The following is a 19,267-nucleotide window of genomic DNA, read 5'->3' on the forward strand; positions in this document are numbered from 1 at the left end:
CCGGGCCAGGCGAAGGCCTTGGCGATGGGCGTGGCTGGCGATCGATACCGATACCTACTGCTGCAATGGATTCAGGCATAATCGCCCGCTGTCAGCATGCCCCTGGCATGAACAACAACAGCCGCCTGAACACTTCGCCCACGCGCGTAGCCCATTTGGATACGGCCCAAGGCCCCGACCACGGAATTCACGATGAAACTGTCTTTGCTGGGCCTGGCCATGGGCCTGGCCACTCAGGCCGCCCTCGCCGCCCCGACCGCCCCGCCCCTGCAGGACAAGCAGGCCTTCATCGATCACCTCATCGGGCAGATGACCGAGGCCGAGAAAATCGGCCAGTTGCGCCTGATCAGCATCGGCCCGGAAATGCCCCGTGACAAGATCCGCGAGGAAATCGCTGCAGGTCGTATCGGCGGCACCTTCAATTCGCGCACCGCGCCCGAGAACCGGCCGATGCAGGACGCCGCCATGCGCAGCCGCCTGAAGATCCCGATGTTCTTCGCCTACGACACCGTCCACGGCGAACGCACGATCTTCCCAATCGGCCTGGGCCTGGCCGCCACCTGGGACATGGACGCGATCGCCAAGGTCGGCCGCACCTCGGCGATCGAGGCGTCCGCCGACGCGCTGGACATGACCTTCGCGCCGATGGTCGACATTGCCCGTGACCCACGCTGGGGGCGCACCAGCGAAGGCTTCGGCGAGGATACCTATCTGACCTCGAAGATCGGCCAGGTGATGGTCCGCTCATTCCAGGGCAGCAGCCCGGCCAACCCCGACAGCATCATGGCCATCGTCAAGCACTTCGCCCTGTACGGCGCGGTGGAAGGCGGGCGCGACTACAACACGGTCGATATGAGCCTGCCGAAGATGTACAACGATTACCTGCCGCCCTACCGCGCCGCGCTCGACGCCGGGGCTGGCGGGGTGATGGTGGCGCTCAACTCGATCAACGGCGTGCCGGCTACTTCCAACACCTGGTTGATGAACGACCTGCTGCGCAAGCAATGGGGCTTCAAGGGCGTGACCATCAGCGACCACGGAGCCATCCAGGAACTGATCCGCCATGGCGTCGCTCGCGATGGCCGCGAGGCCGCCAAGCTGGCGATCAAGGCCGGCATCGACATGAGCATGAACGACACCCTCTATGGCGAAGAGTTGCCGGGGTTGCTGAAGTCCGGTGAGGTGACCCAGGGCGAGCTGGACCAGGCGGTGCGCGAAGTACTCGGCGCCAAGTACGACATGGGCCTGTTCAAAAATCCGTACGTACGTATCGGCAAGGCCGAGACCGACCTCAAGGACTACTACGGCGACGACCGCCTGCACCGCGAAGCCGCCCGCGACGTGGCACGGCGCAGCCTGGTGCTGCTGGAGAACCACAAGCAGACCCTGCCGTTGAAGAAGGCCGGGACCATCGCCCTGGTCGGGCCGCTGGCCGATGCCCCCATCGACATGATGGGCAGCTGGGCCGCCGACGGCAAACCGATGCATTCGGTCACTGTCCGCGAAGGCCTGCGCCGCGCCCTGGAGGGCAAGGCCAAGCTGGTCTATGCCAAGGGCTCCAACGTCACGGGTGACAAGGCCATCCTCGACTACCTGAATTTCCTCAACTTCGATGCCCCGGAAATCGTCGACGACCCACGCCCTGCCGCGGTGCTGATCGACGAAGCGGTCAAGGCCGCGAGGCAGTCCGACGTGGTGGTCGCCGTGGTCGGTGAATCGCGCGGCATGTCCCACGAGTCGTCGAGCCGCACCACCCTGGAAATCCCCGCCGTCCAGCGTGAGCTGATCAAGGCCCTGAAGGCCACCGGCAAGCCGTTGGTACTGGTGCTGATGAACGGTCGACCGCTGTCGATCGGCTGGGAGCGCGAGCAGGCCGATGCCATCCTGGAAACCTGGTTCGCCGGCACCGAGGGCGGCAACGCCATCGCCGACGTGCTGCTGGGCGACTACAACCCGTCGGGCAAACTGGCCATCACCTTCCCGCGTTCGGTCGGGCAGATCCCGATGTACTACAACCACACGCGCATTGGCCGACCGTTCACCCCAGGCAAACCCGGCAACTATACCTCGCAGTACTTCGAAGAACCGAACGGCCCGCTCTACCCATTCGGATACGGCCTGAGCTACAGCAACTTCGAGCTTTCGGACCTGACCCTGTCGAACGACAACCTCAAGCGTGGTGAAACCCTCGAGGCCAAGGTGACGGTCAAGAACACCGGCAAGCTGGAAGGCGAGACGGTGGTGCAGCTGTACCTGCAGGATGTATCGGCGTCGATGAGCCGCCCGGTCAAGGAGCTGAAGAACTTCCAGAAGCTGATGCTCAAGGCGGGTGAGTCGCGAACCCTGACCTTCCGCATCAGCGAGGACGACCTGAAGTTCTACAATGGTCAGCTGCAGCGGGTGGCCGAACCTGGCGAGTTCAATGTCCAGGTCGGGTTGGATTCCGAGGCAGTTCAGCAAAAGAGCTTCGAACTGCTGTAACTGAAAAGGTCGCCTGTAACGGCCTCTTCGCGGGGCAAGCCCGCTCCCACAGGTAGAGATATTGTGGGAGCGGGCTGGCCCCGCGAAGAGGCCGGGCCTGACATCCCTCTACCCGGATCCGTCCCATGCCGTTTTCCGTTCGCGCCCTGCGTCTGGGGCTGATCACCTTGCTGATTCTCATCGGCACTGCCCTCAGTGCCGGCTGGGCCATGCACCAGGCCAAGCGCCAGGCCATGCAGGACGATGCCCAGCGCGCCAGCCAGCAGCTGGTGCTGTATGCCAATGCCCTGCACACACTGATCGACCGCTACCGTGCTTTGCCTGCGGTGCTGGCGCTCGACCCCGAGCTGATCGCGGCCTTGAGCGGCCCGGTCAACGAGGCCACGGCGGACGCGCTCAACCACAAGCTCGAACGCATCAACGGCGCGGCCAACTCCTCCACGCTCGAACTGCTCGACAGTACCGGCCTGGCCATAGCCGCCAGCAACTGGCGCCTGCCGACCTCGTACGTGGGCTCCAACTACGGCTTCCGGCCCTACTTCAAACAGACCCGCAGCCAGGGCAGCGGCCGCTTCTACGCCGTTGGCGTGACCAGTGGCGTGCCCGGCTACTTCCTGGCCAATGCTGTCAGCGACGCCAAGGGCCGCTTCCTCGGCGCAATGGTGGTCAAGCTGGAGTTTCCGGAACTTGAGCGCGAGTGGCGCCAGGGTAGCGATGTACTACTGGTCAGCGATGCCCGTGGCATCACATTCATCGCCAATCAGGACGGCTGGCGCTACCGCGAACTCACGCCATTGAGCAACAGCGATCGCGCCGAGCTGGCCGAAACCCGGCAATACGACAAGCACCCCCTGGTGCCCTTGCAGCATCAGGTGCTGACACGCTTCGCCAGCAACAGCCACCTCAGCCGGGTCCAAGGTCCGGCCGGTAGCGCCGAATACCTCTGGGAAAGCCTGCCACTGGAAGGTGAGGCCTGGACCCTGCATCTGCTGCGCAAACCCCAGGTCGCTGAAGCCGGGCGCAACGCGGCATTGGGCGCTGCCGCCGTCTGGTTGAGCCTGGTGTTCGCCGCGCTGTTCGTAAGCCAGCGCCTGCGTCTGGCCCGCCTGCGCCGGCGTAGCCGCGAGGAACTCGAGCGCCAGGTCGAGGAACGCACCCGCGAGCTACGCACCGCCCAGGAGGGCCTGGTGCAATCGGCCAAGCTGGCCGCGCTGGGGCAGATGTCAGCAGCCATGGCCCATGAAATCAACCAACCGCTGACCACCCAGCGCATGCAACTGGAGACCTTGCGCCTGCTGCTGGACCATGGCCGCTACGAGGAAGCGCGCCAGGCCCTGGAGCCGCTGGAACAGATGCTCACGCGCATGGCCGCGCTCACCAGCCACCTGAAGACCTTCGCCCGCAACAGCCCGGTCGGCCTGCGCGAGCGCCTGGACCTGGCGGTGGTGGTCGACCAGGCCCTGCACCTGCTGGAAACGCGGATCCGCGCCGAAGCCGTCGAGGTCGCCCTGTACCTGGCGCGCCCGGCCTGGGTACGCGGTGATGCCATCCGCCTCGAGCAGGTGCTGATCAACCTGTTGCGCAACAGCCTCGACGCCATGCTCGACAAGCGCTACAAGCGCCTGGAAATCCGCATCGAACCCGAGGGCCCACAGTGGCGCCTGAGCGTCCTGGACACCGGCGGCGGTATCCCGCAAGCGGACCTGGCACGGATCTTCGACCCCTTCTTCACCACCAAGCCCGTGGGCGAAGGGCTTGGCCTGGGCCTGGCGATCTCCTACGGTATCGTTCACGAAAGCGGCGGCCAGTTGCTGGCAGAGAACCTCCCAGGTGGCGCCCGCCTGAGCCTGACCCTGCCCCGTGACCAGGAGCCTGTATGTTGAATTCCGTCATAGTCGTCGACGACGAAGCCAGTATCCGCGCCGCCGTCGAGCAGTGGTTGAGCCTGTCCGGCTTCAGCGTCCAGCTGTTCGCCCGCGCCGAGGACTGCCTGGCCCAGTTGCCCCGGCACTTTCCCGGCGTGGTGATCAGCGATGTACGCATGCCGGGCATGGATGGCCTGCAACTGCTCGAGCGCCTGCGCGGCGATGACCCCGACCTGCCGGTGATCCTGCTCACCGGCCACGGCGACGTGCCGATGGCGGTCGAGGCCATGCGCAACGGGGCCTATGACTTCCTGGAAAAACCCTTCACCCCGCAGCACCTGCTGGGCAGCCTGCGCCGCGCCCTGGAAAAGCGCCAGCTGGTGTTGGAGAACCGCCGCCTGCATGAGCAGGCCGACCTCAAGTCGCGCCTGGAGACCACCCTGTTGGGCATGTCCCAAGGCCTGCAACAGTTGCGCCGGCAGGTGCTGGACCTGGCCACCCTGCCGGTCAACGTGCTCATCCGCGGTGAAACCGGCAGCGGCAAGGAGCGCGTTGCGCGTTGCCTGCATGACTTCGGCCCGCGTGCCGACAAGCCCTTCGTCGCGCTCAATTGCGCGGCCATCCCCGAAACGCTGTTCGAGGCCGAGTTGTTCGGCCACGAGAGCGGTGCGTTCACGGGCGCCCAAGGCAAGCGCATCGGCAAGCTGGAGTATGCCAACGGCGGCACGCTGTTCCTCGACGAGATCGAGAGCATGCCCCTGGCCCAGCAGGCCAAGTTGCTCAGGGTGATCCAGGAACAGAAACTGGAGCGGCTGGGGGCCAACCAGAGCATCAGCGTCGACCTGCGGATCATTGCCGCGACCAAGCCCGACCTGCTCGAAGAGGCCCGTGCCGGGCGTTTTCGCGAAGACCTCGCCTATCGCCTGAACGTTGCCGAACTGCGCCTGGCGCCGCTGCGCGAGCGTCGTGAAGACATCCCGCTGCTGTTCGAGCACTTCGCCCAGGCAGCGGCCGAACGCCTGGGCCGCAGCGCCCCGCCACTGTCGGGGCCGCAGCTGGCGCAACTGCTGGTGCACGAATGGCCGGGCAATGTACGCGAGCTGGCCAATGCAGCAGAGCGCCATGCCCTGGGGCTGGGCGGGGTGAACATCGAGGTGGCCCCAGCCGGGCCGTCACTGGCCGAGCAGATGGAATCGTTCGAGGCGCAATGCTTGCGCGCGGCGTTGCGCCAACATGCTGGTGAAATAAAGGCTGTGATGGAAACGTTGCAGCTACCCCGGCGCACGTTGAACGAGAAGATGCAGCGCCATGGGCTGGTGCGAGAGGATTATCTCGATCGCGGATAGGCGGTTTTTTGCTCACCCAAGCACACTGGTAAGCGGAAAACCGCTCATCTCCCGCGATCGTGGATGCGATTGAGAGCTTCGCAAGTAAACCCGCTCCTACAGGCGAGCGCGCTGTGGCGGGGGTTTGGCGCTCGTCGCCCTTGAATGGAACACCTGCGCACTCATTTGGCACACCTTCTGCAATTGCTCAGGCAAGCTGCGCCTTGGCGCGCTCCACAAAAACAACGAGAAGGTATCCCTGATGGATAACGCCACCTCCCTGCCAGCCGGGGCGGCCATCGCGCCCGCCGCTGAAAAGTCCACCGCCAGCCGCCTGAAGTCGATCTTCAGTGGCTCGATCGGCAACATGGTCGAGTGGTACGACTGGTACGTCTACGCTGCATTCTCCCTGTATTTCGCCAAGGCCTTCTTCCCTGCAGGCGACACCACCGCGCAATTGCTGAACACCGCCGCGATCTTCGCCGTGGGCTTCCTGATGCGCCCGATTGGCGGCTGGTTGATGGGCCTGTACGCCGACCGCAAAGGCCGCAAGGCCGCACTGATGGCCTCGGTACTGCTCATGTGCGCGGGCTCGCTGGTCATCGCCCTGACGCCAGGCTATGAAACCATCGGCGTCGCCGCGCCGATCCTGCTGGTTCTCGCACGTCTGCTGCAGGGCCTGTCGGTAGGCGGCGAGTATGGCACATCGGCCACCTACCTCAGCGAGATGGCCAGCAAGGAACGCCGCGGCTTCTTCTCCAGCTTCCAGTACGTGACACTGATTTCCGGCCAGCTCATCGCCCTTGCCGTGCTGATCATCCTGCAGCAGACGCTGACCACCGAGCAGCTGTATGCCTGGGGCTGGCGCGTACCCTTCGTGATCGGTGCACTGTGCGCGGTGGTGGCGCTGTATCTGCGCCGCGGCATGGAAGAAACCGCCTCCTTCACCAAGAAGGAAAAGGCCAAGGAAAGCCTGATGCGTACCCTGATGCGCCACCCCAAGGAATTGCTCACCGTGGTCGGCCTGACCATGGGCGGCACCCTGGCTTTCTATACCTACACCACGTACATGCAGAAGTACCTGGTCAACACGGTAGGCATGAGCATCAGCGACTCCACCACCATCTCGGCGGCCACGCTGTTCCTGTTCATGTGCCTGCAACCGGTGATCGGCGGCCTGTCGGACAAGATCGGCCGTCGTCCGATCCTGATCGCCTTCGGGGTACTGGGCACGCTGTTCACCGTGCCTATCCTCAGCACCTTGCACACCATCCAGAGCTGGTGGGGGGCGTTCTTCCTGATCATGGCGGCGCTGATCATCGTCAGCGGCTACACCTCGATCAACGCGGTGGTCAAGGCCGAGCTGTTCCCTACCGAAATCCGCGCCCTGGGTGTCGGCCTGCCCTACGCGCTGACCGTGTCGATCTTCGGCGGCACCGCTGAGTACGTGGCCCTGTGGTTCAAGAGCATTGGCATGGAGACGGGCTTCTACTGGTACGTCACGGCCTGCATCGCCTGCTCGCTGCTGGTCTATGCGACCATGAAAGACACCAAGCAGCATTCACGGATCAACACTGACTGATTGTGTCGTAGCCGCATATGAAAGGGGCGCCCGGTAACAGGGACGCCCTTTTTTATGCGTGTTCAACCGCCCATGAGCCGAATAATGGGATTAATCGGCTCACCGTCAATCGAGGCAACCATGAACACACCCTATTGGATCTGGCAGCAACCAGACTGGCCGGATTTCAAGTGGCAAGGCTCTGCATTGGCCCCACTGCTACGTCGCTGCGTGGAAGCCCAAGGCCGCCTACTCGGAAAAATGGGAGCCGTCGATGAGCTCAATGAATGCCAGAACGTCCTCGATAACCTTCTACAGAACATCGTCACGTCCTCCGCGATCGAAGGTGAGCAACTGAACGTGGGCTCCGTCCGCTCCTCACTCGCCCGCCGCCTGGGCATGGGCGAGCAAAGCGCAACCACCGCCCGCAGTGAAGGCCTTGCAGAACTCATGCTCGATGCCACCCAGGGCTACGACCAGCCGTTGACCTTGCAGCGTTTGTTCACTTGGCATCGCTGGCTGTTTCCAGAGCACGACCACACACTGTCCAAGCCTCTACTCGTCGGGCAGTTACGGGACGAAGCACCGATGCAGGTGATCTCCGGTCGCATCGACAAGCCTACGGTGCATTTCGAAGCCCCACCGCGTGCAGTACTGGAAGCCCAGCTGGAGCGCTTTCTCGGCTGGTTTGCCTCAAGCCGCCACAACCCTGGGCTTGACCCGCTATTGCGTGCAGGCATCGCGCACTTTTGGTTCGTGACCTTGCACCCCTTCGATGATGGCAATGGCCGGTTGACCCGAGCCCTGACCGACCTTGCCCTCGCTCAGAGTGAACGCCAATCCATCCGTTTCTACGCCATGTCCACGAGCATTCTCGATGATCGAGCTGGCTACTACCGGATACTCGAAAGTAGCCAGAAGGGTGGCCTGGATATCACCTCCTGGCTGACCTGGTTCCTCGACACGCTACTGTGTAGCCTCGAACAGGCATTGCTGCGCATCGACCGGATACTGGTCAAGTCGAGGTTTTGGAATGCGCACCGTGCCGACGGTCTGCGCCCCGAACAGACAAAAGTGCTCAACCGTCTACTCGATGGCGGGCCAAAGGGCTTCGAGAATGGCATCAATGCCGCGCAGTATCAGGCTGTCGCGAAGGTTTCCAAAGCTACCGCCACTCGCCACCTGACCGAGCTGCTCGAAAAGGACTGCCTGGTTCGACTCGAGGGTGGCGGTCGTAGCACGCGCTACCAGATCAACACTCGAGACATCTCCAACGCCTGACATCGAGCGGGTTGCCGCTCATCAAGTTCGCTCTTAACCCGCCATTAATTCCCATCCGCCATCCTGCAATCGCGGGATGAAGAAATGCGCTCGGCCGGGCTTGCAGTGCTCACGCGCTACCAACGCCGCTGTCGCAGGTCATCTGCACGCACACACATCGATTTAATCGATTCTTAAGCGCTATTTTTTGCGCTTTTTAATCAATTTATTCGGCGTAGGATTAAACCCATAGAAACAAACAACCTCTCGCCCCCAAAGGAGCACCGACCATGAAAAACAAACTGATCCTTACCCTGGCTCTCTCGGCATTCGCAGCTGGCGCCTTCGCCGAAGATGGCTTCGACCGCACCAATGCCCACAACTTCTCCGTGCAAAGCCAGTCGGCAGCCTACGTGGAAGATGGTTTCGACCGCACTGGTGCACAACGCTTCGCCGAAGACGGCTTCGACCGCACCGGCGCACAACGCTTCGCCGAAGACGGCTTCGACCGCACTGGCGCACAACGCTTCGCCGAAGACGGCTTCGACCGCACTGGCGCACAACGCTTCGCCGAAGATGGCTTCGACCGCACCCACGCCCACCGCATCAGCTGATCCCTGATGCGCGTCCCCAGCCCGGCTTGTCCGGGCTTGATCATTTCCAGCCGGCCTCAGGCTTGGCACACTAGGCACCTCGTCCCCAAGAGGTGGGCCTTCCGGCCCAAAGCCGATGTACTACTACGAACCCGCCAAAGGCCACGGCCTGCCCCATGACCCGTTCAACGCCATCGTCGGCCCGCGCCCGATCGGTTGGATCTCCTCGCAGGATCGCGAAGGCCGGCTGAACCTGGCGCCGTACAGTTTCTTCAATGCCTTCAACTACATCCCACCGATCATCGGTTTCTGCAGCGTCGGGCGCAAAGACAGCCTGAACAATATCGAGCAGACCGGCGAGTTCGTCTGGAACCTGGCCACCCGTCCGTTGGCCGAGCAGATGAACCAGAGCTGCGCGGCCGTTGCCGCGGACGTGAACGAGTTCGAGTTGAGCGGCCTGACTGCCACGCCGTCGAGCATCGTCAAGGTGCCGCGCGTGGGGGAAACTCCGGTAGCCTTCGAGTGCAAGGTGAGCCAGATCGTGCAGCTCAAGCGTGCCGACCAGGAGCCGGTGCCGAGCTGGCTGATCCTCGGCGAAGTGGTGGCGGTGCACATCGCCGAGCACCTGCTCAAGGATGGCATTTACGATACTGCTGCCGCCGAGCCGATCCTGCGTGGTGGTGGCCCGGCGGACTATTTCGAGCTGGGAAATCTGTTCAAGATGCGCCGGCCCCAGGTGTGACGGACAACGCCGATCACCAGATCAGTTCACCTTCCTCGCCCACGCTCTGCAGGCGTTGCAGCTCGGCGCAGGCGGCCTCGTCGGCCGCCATGGCACTGTTGAATACCTGGCCGTCGAGCACCTTGTGAAAACGCGGCGCGCCGCCCAGGTGCAGGGCCTTGACCGCGATAGCGGCGTTGTAGCCACCCCCTTCCACCGGAACCATCGCCGAAACCGCTTCGAAGTGCGGGAATTCTCTACGTGCCATGTTGCTTTCCGCTTGATTGATCGAGGGGCGGCATCTTACTTCATTTGCCTGCCCTGGCCTCATCGCTGGGAAGGGCAATGCGCGCGGGTGGGTTTGCCGGCGAGGCGGCCAAAACGAGCCCCGCATCAATTGAAGGTCTGCAGATCCAGGCTGCGCACCACCTGCGCCTGCACCAGCTCACCGAACACGTCGAGGGTGGGCGAGGCGAAGTAGCCACTCATCGCCTGCTGGTCGCACCAGCTGCCGCTGAGCAGCCATAGGTCATCATCGGCCTGCGAGCGCTGCACGCTGAAGCTCAGGCAGCCCGGGCTGCGCAGCGAAGGTTCGAGCAAGTCGCGCAGGCGCGCGCCGAGCTCGGCCGAACGACCGCTGCTGGCACGGATGAAAGCCAGGTGGGTGACCGGTTGTCGTAAGGTCATTGCACGATCTCCTTGAAGCGGGCGGACGTAAAAACCAGGCTGCCAAGGTTAGGGCCACGCGCGTGCGCCACGTTAGGCCAATACTGCACGCCGATTGCCTGATCCTGCAGCACGACAGGATCAGGCAATCGGCGTGCAGCTTTCGACTAGCGCGCGACCGACCCCAAACTTATGCTGCATCGGTCCGCCACGCAGTGATAACGACAGGAACGCCGCCATGACCACAGCCCCGTCCATCGACCCGACCCTGGAAGCGCAACGCCAGGAACTGGCCGAGCTGATCCGTCGGCATGCCAGCGAGCCCCATGGGCCGGCATCGGCCATCGACGACCTGTACCTGGTGCGCTACGTCGAGAATATCCGCTCGGTGCCGACCCTGGCCCAACCCGCCATGTGCATCATGGCCCAGGGCAGCAAGAGCCTGTTCCTGGGTGACGAGCAGTACGCCTATGACCCGCTGCACTACATGGTGGTGTCGGTCACCCTGCCGCTCAGCGGCGTGAAGCTCGAGGCCAGCCCGGAAAACCCCTGCTTGGGTATCCGCCTGGACCTGGACCCGGCCGAAATCAGCCGGCTGATCGCCGAAAGCGGGCCGATGCTGGTGCCCAATCTGCCGTCCGGACGCGGCTTGTACGTGGAACGAACCGACCCGCAACTGCTCGATGCGCTGCTGCGGCTGGTTCGCCTGCTGGACTCGCCGCGCGACATCGGCATGCTCGCGCCGCTGATCCGTCGGGAAATTCTCTATCGTCTGCTGCGTGGGCCGCAGGGTTACCGCCTGTACGAAATCGCCCTGGCCAACAGCCAGACCCACCGCGTCAGCCAGGCCATCACCTGGCTCAACGAGAACTTCCAGCAACCCTTGCGCATCGAAGACCTGGCCCGCGAGGTCAACCTCAGCATGTCGACCCTGCACCACCGTTTCAAGGCGGTGACCTCCATGAGCCCGCTGCAATACCAGAAGCAACTGCGCCTGCAGGAAGCGCGGCGGCTGATGCTCAACGACGGGCTGGAAGCGGCGGTGGCCGCGTACCGAGTGGGCTACGAGAGCCCCTCGCAGTTCAGCCGGGAATACAGCCGGCTCTACGGCGCGCCGCCGATCCGCGATGTGGCGCGCCTGCGTGCCAGTGCCAGTTGAGCGCCAGGCTCAGTAACCGACCGTGAAACGCTGGCGCGAATGAGCCGGCTTTTCCAGTTCATCGAGCATGGCGATGGCGAAGTCGGCGAAGGTGATCCAGCTCTTGCCATCGGCCCCGATCAGCAGGTGGTCCTTGCCCAGCACGTAGTGGCCACGGCGCTCGCCCTCGACGAATTCCGCCGATGGCGACAGGAAAGTCCAGTCCAGCGTCGGCTCCTGGCGTAGTACGTCGAGAAAGTGCACGCCGGCGCTGGCTTCAGCCTTGTAGGCCTCGGGGAAGTCCGGGCTGTCGATGACCCGATGCCCGGATGGCAACAGCAAACTGCCCGCCCCACCCACCACCAGCAGGCGCTTGACCCCAGCACGCTTGACCGGCTCGATGATCGCCTGGGGTTCGATAGTCGAGAAATGCACCGCGCTCAGCACTGCGTCCACACCCGCCACCGCCGCTTGCAGGGCTGCACTATCCTTGGCATCCAGCGCCCTGACGATCACCCCGTCACGCCCCTGCAGCTTCGAAGGGTCGCGGGCAATGGCCAGCACGCTATGACCTCGGCGCAGCGCCTCTTCCAGCAACTGGCTGCCAGCGCGGCCGGTGGCACCGATGATTGCAATCTTGCTCATGGGAGACTCTCCATCAGTTGAAAGGAATTACCACTTCATTTCGCCCTTGGCGACCTTCGCTCCTAGCTCCAGCGAGCTTTCATCGGCCAGGCCCGGGTAACGCTGCTTCATCGCCTTGATCAACGCGCCAGCATCTTTCGCCTTGGCGGTTTCGGCATCGAAATCACGAATGTAGTTGGCAGTAAAGCGCACCGCCTCCAGCGAGCGGCTGCTATCGCCAAGGTAATGGCCCGGGATGACCGTGCGCGGCGCCAGCGCTTCGATGTGCGCCAGGGTGCCAAGCCAGTCGTCATGCGACTTGGCCGTTTGCGTGTCGGCCATCCATACATGGATGTGCTCGGACACCACCACGCCGCCAACCACCGCCTTGATCGACGGAATCCAGACAAAACTGCGCTCAGGCTGTGGGCCGTCCAGGCCGACCACTTCCAAGGCCTGCCCTTCCAGTGTCAGGCGGTTGCCTTCGAGCACCTGCGGCAGTACCAACCGCGCCGGCTTGTCCACCCCCATCTGTGGCCCCCAGTGCGCTAGCTTGGCGTCCATGGTCTGGCGGATGTGCGCAACGGTGGCAGCCGAAGCCAGCACCTTGGCATCGGGGAAGGCCTGGGTCAGGGTATCCAGGCCGAAGTAGTAATCCGGGTCACCATGGCTGATGTAGATGCTTGTCAGTTGCTTGCCACTCGCCAGCAGGCGTTGCACCAATTGCTCGGCCTGGGCCTTGCCGAATTGGGCATCGACCAGCACGGCATCATGCTCGCCGCTGACGATCACCGAACTCACCGGAAAAATCGCCTCGTGCCCGGGGTTGTAGACTTCCAGTTGCAAGGGCTCGGCAGCCAGCACCGGGCCGGCCAGGGTGGCGCAGGCCAGCAGCAGGCCACGCAGAGGGGTGAACAGGGACATTGGCTATGCCTTTCGCTGAAGGATGGCCAACAGCTTAGTTGCCCGATCCGTGACAAAAAATGCCATGCTTGAACATAGTTTGTTTCTGAAAGCGAGCAAATCATGGACCGTCTTAACGCCATGCGCGTCTTCGTCACCGTTGTCGACCTGGGCAGCCAGTCCGCGGCGGCGGACCATCTGCTGCTGTCGCGGCCGGTCGTATCGCGCTACCTGGCCGAGCTGGAAGACTGGGTGGGCGCGCGGTTGATGCAGCGCACAACACGCAAGCTCAGCCTTACCGCTGCCGGCCAGGAAACGCTGCCCCGCTGTCGGCAACTGCTGGAGCTGGCCGACGACCTGCAGGCCGCCGTACAGCAGCCGGACGACGCCCCCAAAGGCGCATTGCGCATCAGCGTCAGTACCTCTTTCGGCCAGGCCCAATTGGTGGATGCGATCGCTGCTTATGTACGGCGCTACCCTGCGGTAGACATTGAACTGCAGATGCTCGACCGCACCGTCAACTTGGTGGACGAACGCATCGACCTGGCAATTCGCACCAGCAACGACCTTGACCCCAACCTGATCGCCCGGCGCCTGAGCGTGTGCCGTTCGGTGGTCTGTGCGGCACCAGCCTATCTACGCGAGCACGGCACGCCGCAACAGGTCGAAGAACTGAGCCGGCACAACTGCCTGACCCATGCCTACTTCGGCCATAGCCTGTGGCATTTCGAAGTAGCCGGTCAGCAGGTTGCCGTGCCGGTGGCGGGTAACATCAGTGCCAACGAGGCGCTGACCCTGCAAAAGGCCGCGCTGGCTGGCGCCGGCATCGCCATGTTGCCGACCTACCAGGCCGCCGAAGCCCTGCGCAAAGGTGAGCTGGTGCGCCTGCTGGCGCAAGCAAAGCCGCGCGAGCTGAACCTGAATGCGGTGTACACATCGCGCAAGCACATGCCGGCTACCTTGCGCAGCATGCTGGATTTTCTGGTGCAGCGGTTCAAGGACGAGCCGGAGTGGGACAGAGATCTATAATGGAGGTGTAGATCCCTTCGCGGTACAAGGAGGTGAGCACCATGGGCATCAAATCAAGAAGAGTCGCGCTTGTCATGGCCCTGACTGCAGTCGCAGGCCTTTACGGCTCTGCCTGCTGGCGTGCCGAGCTGCTACGCAGCCAGCCCAGCGCCGCTGCCAGCTGCGAGCAGGCACATTGCGTGCCTCACACCGCCACCTTGAGCGCCGTCCGTTGAGTTGACGGCGCCCAGCCGGTCACTCCTCGACGCTCATGTATTCCTTGGCCCAGCGGATGTAATCCTCGGGCTGGGTGTAGGTGTGCGAGAGTTCGGTAGCGCTGAGGTTTTCCGATTTGTTCTGCCGGCCGCGCTGCAGACGCAGGCAATCGTAGGTCGCCTTGATCGCGGCAAAGTACGCGGCGTGGCCATCGACCACGATACGCACGCCCAGGCGCGCCAGGCGCTCGTCGTCACGCAGGTTCGGGTTGCCGTAGGTGACGAGCATCAGCGGTACGGTCAGGTGTTCGGCGATCTGCTCGAGCTGCTCGAAATCCTTCACCCCCACCATGCAGATACCGTCGGCGCCGGCCTTCTGATAGCTCTGGGTGCGGACGATGCATTCCTCGGTGGTGAGCACACCGGCGTTGGTCCGGGCGATGATCGACAAGGTCGAGTCCACTCGCGCCTCCAGGGCCGCGCGGATCTTCCCGACGCCTTCGTCGACCGAGATCAGGTCGGTGGACTTGCGGCCGAACTGGGCCGGCAACAAGGTGTCTTCGATGGTCAGCGCGGCCACGCCGGCACGCTCCAGCTCGATCACCGTGCGCATGACGTTCAGCGCATTGCCATAGCCATGGTCGGCATCGGCCAATACCGGCAACTGCGCCACGCGGCCGATGCGGGTGGCCTGCTCGACGAACTCACTGAGGGTGATCAGGGCGAAGTCCGGGGCGGCCAGTACCTGCAACGAGGCGACCGAGCCGCCGAGAATGCCGACTTCAAAACCCAGGTCGGCGGCGATCCGCGCAGACATGGGGTCGAACACCGATGCGGTGTGATAGCAAGCACCTGAAGCGAGCAGCTCGCGGAAGGCAATACGCAGATCTTGATGGGAAGCCTTGGGCATGATCACTCCGCTGAAAGATAAAATTGAACGGTTGCTACCGACCTCTGGATCGGGTCTACCTGACCTGTTCCAACCGTCGCCATCTGGGCGGTCATGCTCGACATGCAGGCAGAGGAATATAAGGCGTGGAAGACAGTGCGCGGAAAACCTGCGGCATTTTGCTGCACCATGCTGGTGCGAGCCCCGGTTTTCAGCCGCTGTGAGCATGTCACGATATCACGCAGCCATGTCTGACTGGATGAAAGCGCCAATGCCGATCTTGCATAGGGGATGCAGATAGTACATAGGAAGCTACCTAACTCCGGTTACAATTCCGGGAATCCGTGTCGCAGCCTTCGCGGGTAAACCCGCTCCTGCAAGAGCGCGTTTACCCGCGAAAGCAGCACCACCCATGCTCGAACAAGGTAAAACCGTGACCGCCGCCCTGCCCCCTGCCGCCTTGCGCAACGTGCTCAGCGCGTTGATGCTGGCCATCTTCCTCGGTGCCCTGGACCAGACCATCGTCGCCGTGTCCATGCCTGCCATCTCCGCGCAATTCAACGATGTCGGCCTGCTGGCCTGGGTCATCTCCGGCTACATGGTGGCGATGACCGTGGCGGTGCCGATCTACGGCAAGCTGGGTGACCTGTATGGGCGCCGGCGCATGATCCTCACCGGCATCAGTCTCTTCACCCTGGCCTCGATCGCCTGCGCCCTGGCCCAGGACATGCAGCAACTGGTGCTGGCGCGGGTGCTGCAAGGCATCGGCGCCGGCGGCATGGTTTCGGTCAGCCAGGCGATCATCGGCGACTTCGTGCCCCCACGCGAGCGGGGCCGCTACCAGGGCTACTTCAGCAGCATGTATGCCATTGCCAGTGTCGCCGGCCCGGTACTCGGCGGTTGGCTCACCGAGTACCTGTCCTGGCGCTGGGTGTTCTGGATCAACGTGCCGCTGGGCCTGGTCGCGCTGTGGGCGATCCGTCGGGCCCTGGCCAACCTGCCGATGACTACCCGCCAGGCCCGTGTCGACTACCTCGGGGCGATACTGATGGTGCTCGGCCTGGGCAGCCTGCTGCTGGGCATCACCCTGGTCGGCCAGGGCCAGGCCTGGACAGCGCCTGCCGTGCTGGCGATGTTCGCCTGTGCCGTGCTCGGCCTGGCGCTGTTCATAGGCCACGAATGGCGTTGTCCGGAGCCGCTGCTGCCGATGCAGTTGTTCGCCAACCGTACTGCTGTGTTGTGCTGGGCGGTGATCTTCTTCGCCGGCTTCCAGTCGATTTCCCTGACCATGATCATGCCCCTGCGCTTCCAGGGCATCACAGGGGCAGGCGCCGACAGCGCGGCGCTGCATCTGCTGCCCCTGGCCATGGGGTTGCCGATGGGGGCGTTCTATGGCGGCCGCATGACCAGCCGCACCGGCCGCTACAAACCGCAGATCGTCGCCGGTGCGTTGCTGATGCCGCTGGCCATCGGCGCAATCGCCCTGACGCCACCGCAAGCGGGTTGGCTCAGCGGCCTGTACATGCTGCTGACCGGCATCGCCTGCGGGCTGCATTTCCCGACCTCGCTGGTGGCCACGCAGAACGCCGTGGAACGCAAAGACATCGGCGTCGCCACCAGCACCACCAACCTGTTCCGGTCCCTGGGCGGCGCCATGGGCGTGGCCTGCATGTCCAGCCTGTTGCTGGCGTTGCTGTTGCACAATGGTTTCGCCGCCGTAGGCAATCCGCTGCTTGGCAGCCTGCAGGCCGGGGAAGCGGATCCGGCGACCCAGGCCCGCCTGCTGGAAACGTTCCGTGATGTGCTGCTGGCCAGTGCCGGGGTGGCACTGCTGGGGCTGGTAGCGGCGCTGGCGTTGCCAGACCGGCAACTGCGCGGGCGCTGAGCGTGCGAGGGCCCCGGCGCCCCTCACTCTCGCGTTAATCCCGCCTTAATCTTCCAGGGAAACACTTCCTCACAATCCTTCACAAAGTGTCATTTGCGCAGCGCCGGGCTCCAGCGCAGCATATCCAGCCCTGTATCGACCCATTTTTCCGCGTCCCCCAGCAGGTCGAAACTGTCGGGCAGCAACAACCAGCGGCCGATCAGGCCATCCACGTAGGCAAACAGGGCGACCGCAGCACGCTGCACATCCAGGTCGGCGGGCAATTGCTCGCGACGCGCGGCATTGGCCAGCGCCAGGGTGATGCCCTCATGACAATCCAGCACCGCGCCCTGGCGCTGCTGGCGAATTTCACACATGTCATCGGTGAACTCGCACTTGTGATGCAGGATTTCATTGATACGCCGGGTACGGGCGTCGAGCACCAGGTCATGAACCACCTGCAGCAACAGCTTGCGCATGCAGCCGAGCGGGTCGAGTTCATCTTCGCTTTCGCTGGCCCGGGCAAGGTGGTCGTGGGTTTCGTGCAGGCTGTCGAGCAGCGCCTGGACCAACTCTGCCTTGTTGCTGAAGTGCCAGTAGATCGCGCCACGGGTCACCCCAGCCAGCTCGGCGATGTCCGCCAACGTGGTACGCGCGATGCCGCGCTTGTAGAAAGCCTTTTCCGCGGCCTCGATAATCTGCGCGCGGGTTTCCAGCGCTTCTTCTTTTGTTCGACGGACCATGGCAGTACCACCTCATCTGGGCCCGCAGGCCTTTTGCCTACGGGGAAACCGCCGGGGGCACCTCTGCGGGGCACCTGCCGGATGGGCTAATCAAGAGCCGCGATGGTAGCGATCTACCATCCAGCGGTATTTACAAACAACCGTGAATGTAAGTATATTCGTTAGTAAGCTACTTATCCACTCGATAAGATTTTTTCTGACAAGTCTCTTCCATTACTCTTGAGCGTCTACCTGCTCTAGCGACCCGAGGATCCTCATGCAATTCAAGCCAGCCGTTACCGCTCTGGTTTCCGCCGTCGCCCTGGCCACCCTGCTCAGTGGCTGCAAGAAAGAAGAAGCCGCGCCCGCAGCGCAGGCTCCTCTGGTCGGCGTGGTCACCTTGCAGCCGCAACCCTTCACCCTCACCTCGGAACTGCCTGGGCGCACCACCGCCTTCCGCGTCGCAGAGGTCCGTCCGCAGGTGAACGGCATCATCCTCAAGCGCCTGTTCAAGGAAGGTAGCGAGGTCAAGGAAGGCCAGCAGCTGTATCAGATCGACCCATCGGTGTACGAAGCCACCCTGGCCAATGCCCAGGCCAACCTGCAATCGACCCGCTCGCTGGCCGAACGCTACAAGCAGCTGATCGACGAGCAGGCTGTGTCCAAGCAGGAATACGACGACGCCAATGCCAAACGATTGCAGGCCGAAGCAACGCTCAAGAGCGCGCAGATCGACCTGCGCTACACCAAGGTCCTGGCCCCGATCAGCGGCCGTATCGGTCGCTCTTCGGTGACCGAGGGCGCGCTGGTCAGCAATGGCCAGACCAACGCCATGGCGACCATCCAGCAACTCGACCCGATCTACGTCGATGTCACGCAATCGACCGCCGAGCTGCTGAAACTGCGCCGCGACCTGGAAAGCGGCCAGCTGCAGAAGGCCGGTGACAATGCCGCCTCGGTACAGCTGGTGCTGGAAGACGGCAGCCTGTTCAAGCAGGAAGGTCGCCTGGAGTTCTCCGAAGTGTCGGTTGACGAAACCACCGGCTCGGTGACCCTGCGTGCGGTCTTCCCCAACCCCGACCACACCCTGCTGCCTGGCATGTTCGTGCACGCGCGGCTCAAGGCCGGGGTCAACTCCAAGGCCATTCTCGCCCCGCAGCAAGGCGTGACCCGCGACCTCAAGGGTGCCCCAACGGCATTGGTGGTCAACCAGGAGAACAAGGTCGAACTGCGCCAACTCAAGGTCAGCCGTACCGTGGGCAGCGAATGGCTGGTCGAGCAAGGCCTGAACCCGGGCGATCGCCTGATCACCGAAGGCCTGCAGTACGTGCGTCCAGGCGTCGAGGTCAAGGTCAACGAAGCCACCAACGTCAAGAAGCCAGATAGCCCTGATCAGGCCAACGCGGCCAAAGCAGACGCCAAAGCGGAGTAA

General features: G+C 63.5%; 17 protein-coding genes. 11 read left to right on the plus strand and 6 right to left on the minus strand.

Going from position 1 to position 19,267, the window contains the following annotated elements; genetic code table 11:
- Positions 1 to 192 precede the first annotated feature (192 nt).
- The 7 genes from bglX to IAE37_RS12310 all read left to right on the plus strand — a co-directional run bounded on the left by bglX (position 193) and on the right by IAE37_RS12310 (position 9,827).
- Complete coding sequence (bglX, locus tag IAE37_RS12280; RefSeq protein ID WP_201173891.1) at positions 193 to 2,481, plus strand: beta-glucosidase BglX; 2,289 nt, start codon at positions 193 to 195, stop codon at positions 2,479 to 2,481.
- 125 nt (positions 2,482 to 2,606) lie between these two features.
- On the plus strand, positions 2,607 to 4,364 hold the full coding sequence (locus IAE37_RS12285) for a sensor histidine kinase (RefSeq protein WP_201173894.1): 1,758 nt from the start codon (positions 2,607 to 2,609) through the stop codon (positions 4,362 to 4,364).
- On the plus strand, positions 4,358 to 5,692 hold the full coding sequence (locus IAE37_RS12290) for a sigma-54-dependent transcriptional regulator (protein ID WP_201173897.1): 1,335 nt from the start codon (positions 4,358 to 4,360) through the stop codon (positions 5,690 to 5,692). The genes IAE37_RS12285 and IAE37_RS12290 overlap by 7 nt, the downstream gene beginning before the upstream one ends.
- A gap of 241 nt (positions 5,693 to 5,933) precedes the next feature.
- On the plus strand, positions 5,934 to 7,253 hold the full coding sequence (locus IAE37_RS12295) for an MFS transporter (RefSeq protein ID WP_201173900.1): 1,320 nt from the start codon (positions 5,934 to 5,936) through the stop codon (positions 7,251 to 7,253).
- A gap of 120 nt (positions 7,254 to 7,373) precedes the next feature.
- Complete coding sequence (locus IAE37_RS12300; protein WP_201173903.1) at positions 7,374 to 8,513, plus strand: Fic family protein; 1,140 nt, start codon at positions 7,374 to 7,376, stop codon at positions 8,511 to 8,513.
- Positions 8,514 to 8,782: 269 nt separating this feature from the next.
- Positions 8,783 to 9,106, plus strand: coding sequence for a hypothetical protein (locus IAE37_RS12305; RefSeq protein WP_201173906.1), 324 nt, complete (start codon positions 8,783 to 8,785; stop codon positions 9,104 to 9,106).
- 115 nt (positions 9,107 to 9,221) lie between these two features.
- Positions 9,222 to 9,827 carry a flavin reductase family protein gene (locus tag IAE37_RS12310; protein ID WP_201173909.1) on the plus strand — a complete coding sequence of 202 codons (606 nt, stop codon included), beginning with the start codon at positions 9,222 to 9,224 and terminating at the stop codon, positions 9,825 to 9,827.
- A 13-nt stretch (positions 9,828 to 9,840) separates the two neighbouring features.
- Here IAE37_RS12310 and IAE37_RS12315 read toward each other — a convergent pair whose 3' ends face one another.
- Positions 9,841 to 10,074, minus strand: coding sequence for a hypothetical protein (locus IAE37_RS12315; protein WP_201173912.1), 234 nt, complete (start codon positions 10,072 to 10,074; stop codon positions 9,841 to 9,843).
- Between the two features lie 125 nt (positions 10,075 to 10,199).
- Positions 10,200 to 10,493, minus strand: a complete 294-nt coding sequence (locus tag IAE37_RS12320; RefSeq protein ID WP_201173913.1) for an antibiotic biosynthesis monooxygenase family protein — start codon at positions 10,491 to 10,493, stop codon at positions 10,200 to 10,202.
- A gap of 217 nt (positions 10,494 to 10,710) precedes the next feature.
- Here IAE37_RS12320 and IAE37_RS12325 point away from each other — a divergent pair, with 217 nt between their 5' ends.
- Entirely contained in the window at positions 10,711 to 11,631 is a 921-nt protein-coding gene (locus tag IAE37_RS12325) for an AraC family transcriptional regulator (protein WP_201173915.1), read from the plus strand.
- Between the two features lie 9 nt (positions 11,632 to 11,640).
- Here the strand turns inward: IAE37_RS12325 and IAE37_RS12330 are convergent, their stop codons facing one another.
- Both IAE37_RS12330 and IAE37_RS12335 read right to left on the minus strand, forming a co-directional pair.
- Positions 11,641 to 12,255: an NAD(P)-dependent oxidoreductase gene (locus IAE37_RS12330; protein ID WP_201173917.1), complete on the minus strand. Its 615-nt coding sequence runs from the start codon at positions 12,253 to 12,255 to the stop codon at positions 11,641 to 11,643.
- Between the two features lie 27 nt (positions 12,256 to 12,282).
- Entirely contained in the window at positions 12,283 to 13,158 is an 876-nt protein-coding gene (locus IAE37_RS12335) for an MBL fold metallo-hydrolase (RefSeq protein ID WP_201173918.1), read from the minus strand.
- A gap of 102 nt (positions 13,159 to 13,260) precedes the next feature.
- Here IAE37_RS12335 and IAE37_RS12340 point away from each other — a divergent pair, with 102 nt between their 5' ends.
- Positions 13,261 to 14,166: a LysR family transcriptional regulator gene (locus IAE37_RS12340; protein ID WP_201173919.1), complete on the plus strand. Its 906-nt coding sequence runs from the start codon at positions 13,261 to 13,263 to the stop codon at positions 14,164 to 14,166.
- A gap of 234 nt (positions 14,167 to 14,400) precedes the next feature.
- Here the strand turns inward: IAE37_RS12340 and IAE37_RS12345 are convergent, their stop codons facing one another.
- A complete protein-coding gene (locus IAE37_RS12345) occupies positions 14,401 to 15,270 on the minus strand; it encodes an isocitrate lyase/PEP mutase family protein (protein WP_201173920.1) in 870 nt (289 codons plus the stop codon).
- A gap of 412 nt (positions 15,271 to 15,682) precedes the next feature.
- Between IAE37_RS12345 and IAE37_RS12350 the strand changes: the two genes are divergently transcribed.
- Complete coding sequence (locus IAE37_RS12350; protein WP_201174000.1) at positions 15,683 to 17,134, plus strand: MDR family MFS transporter; 1,452 nt, start codon at positions 15,683 to 15,685, stop codon at positions 17,132 to 17,134.
- Positions 17,135 to 17,223: 89 nt separating this feature from the next.
- On the opposite strand, the gene IAE37_RS12355 is transcribed toward IAE37_RS12350, so the two are convergent.
- On the minus strand, positions 17,224 to 17,856 hold the full coding sequence (locus IAE37_RS12355; RefSeq protein ID WP_201173921.1) for a TetR family transcriptional regulator: 633 nt from the start codon (positions 17,854 to 17,856) through the stop codon (positions 17,224 to 17,226).
- A gap of 256 nt (positions 17,857 to 18,112) precedes the next feature.
- On the opposite strand from IAE37_RS12355, the gene ttgA reads away from it, so the two are divergent.
- A complete protein-coding gene (ttgA, locus tag IAE37_RS12360) occupies positions 18,113 to 19,267 on the plus strand; it encodes a toluene efflux RND transporter periplasmic adaptor subunit TtgA (RefSeq protein ID WP_201173937.1) in 1,155 nt (384 codons plus the stop codon).

This window comes from Pseudomonas sp. S31 (assembly GCF_016648105.1).
Classification (GTDB): Bacteria; Pseudomonadota; Gammaproteobacteria; order Pseudomonadales; family Pseudomonadaceae; genus Aquipseudomonas.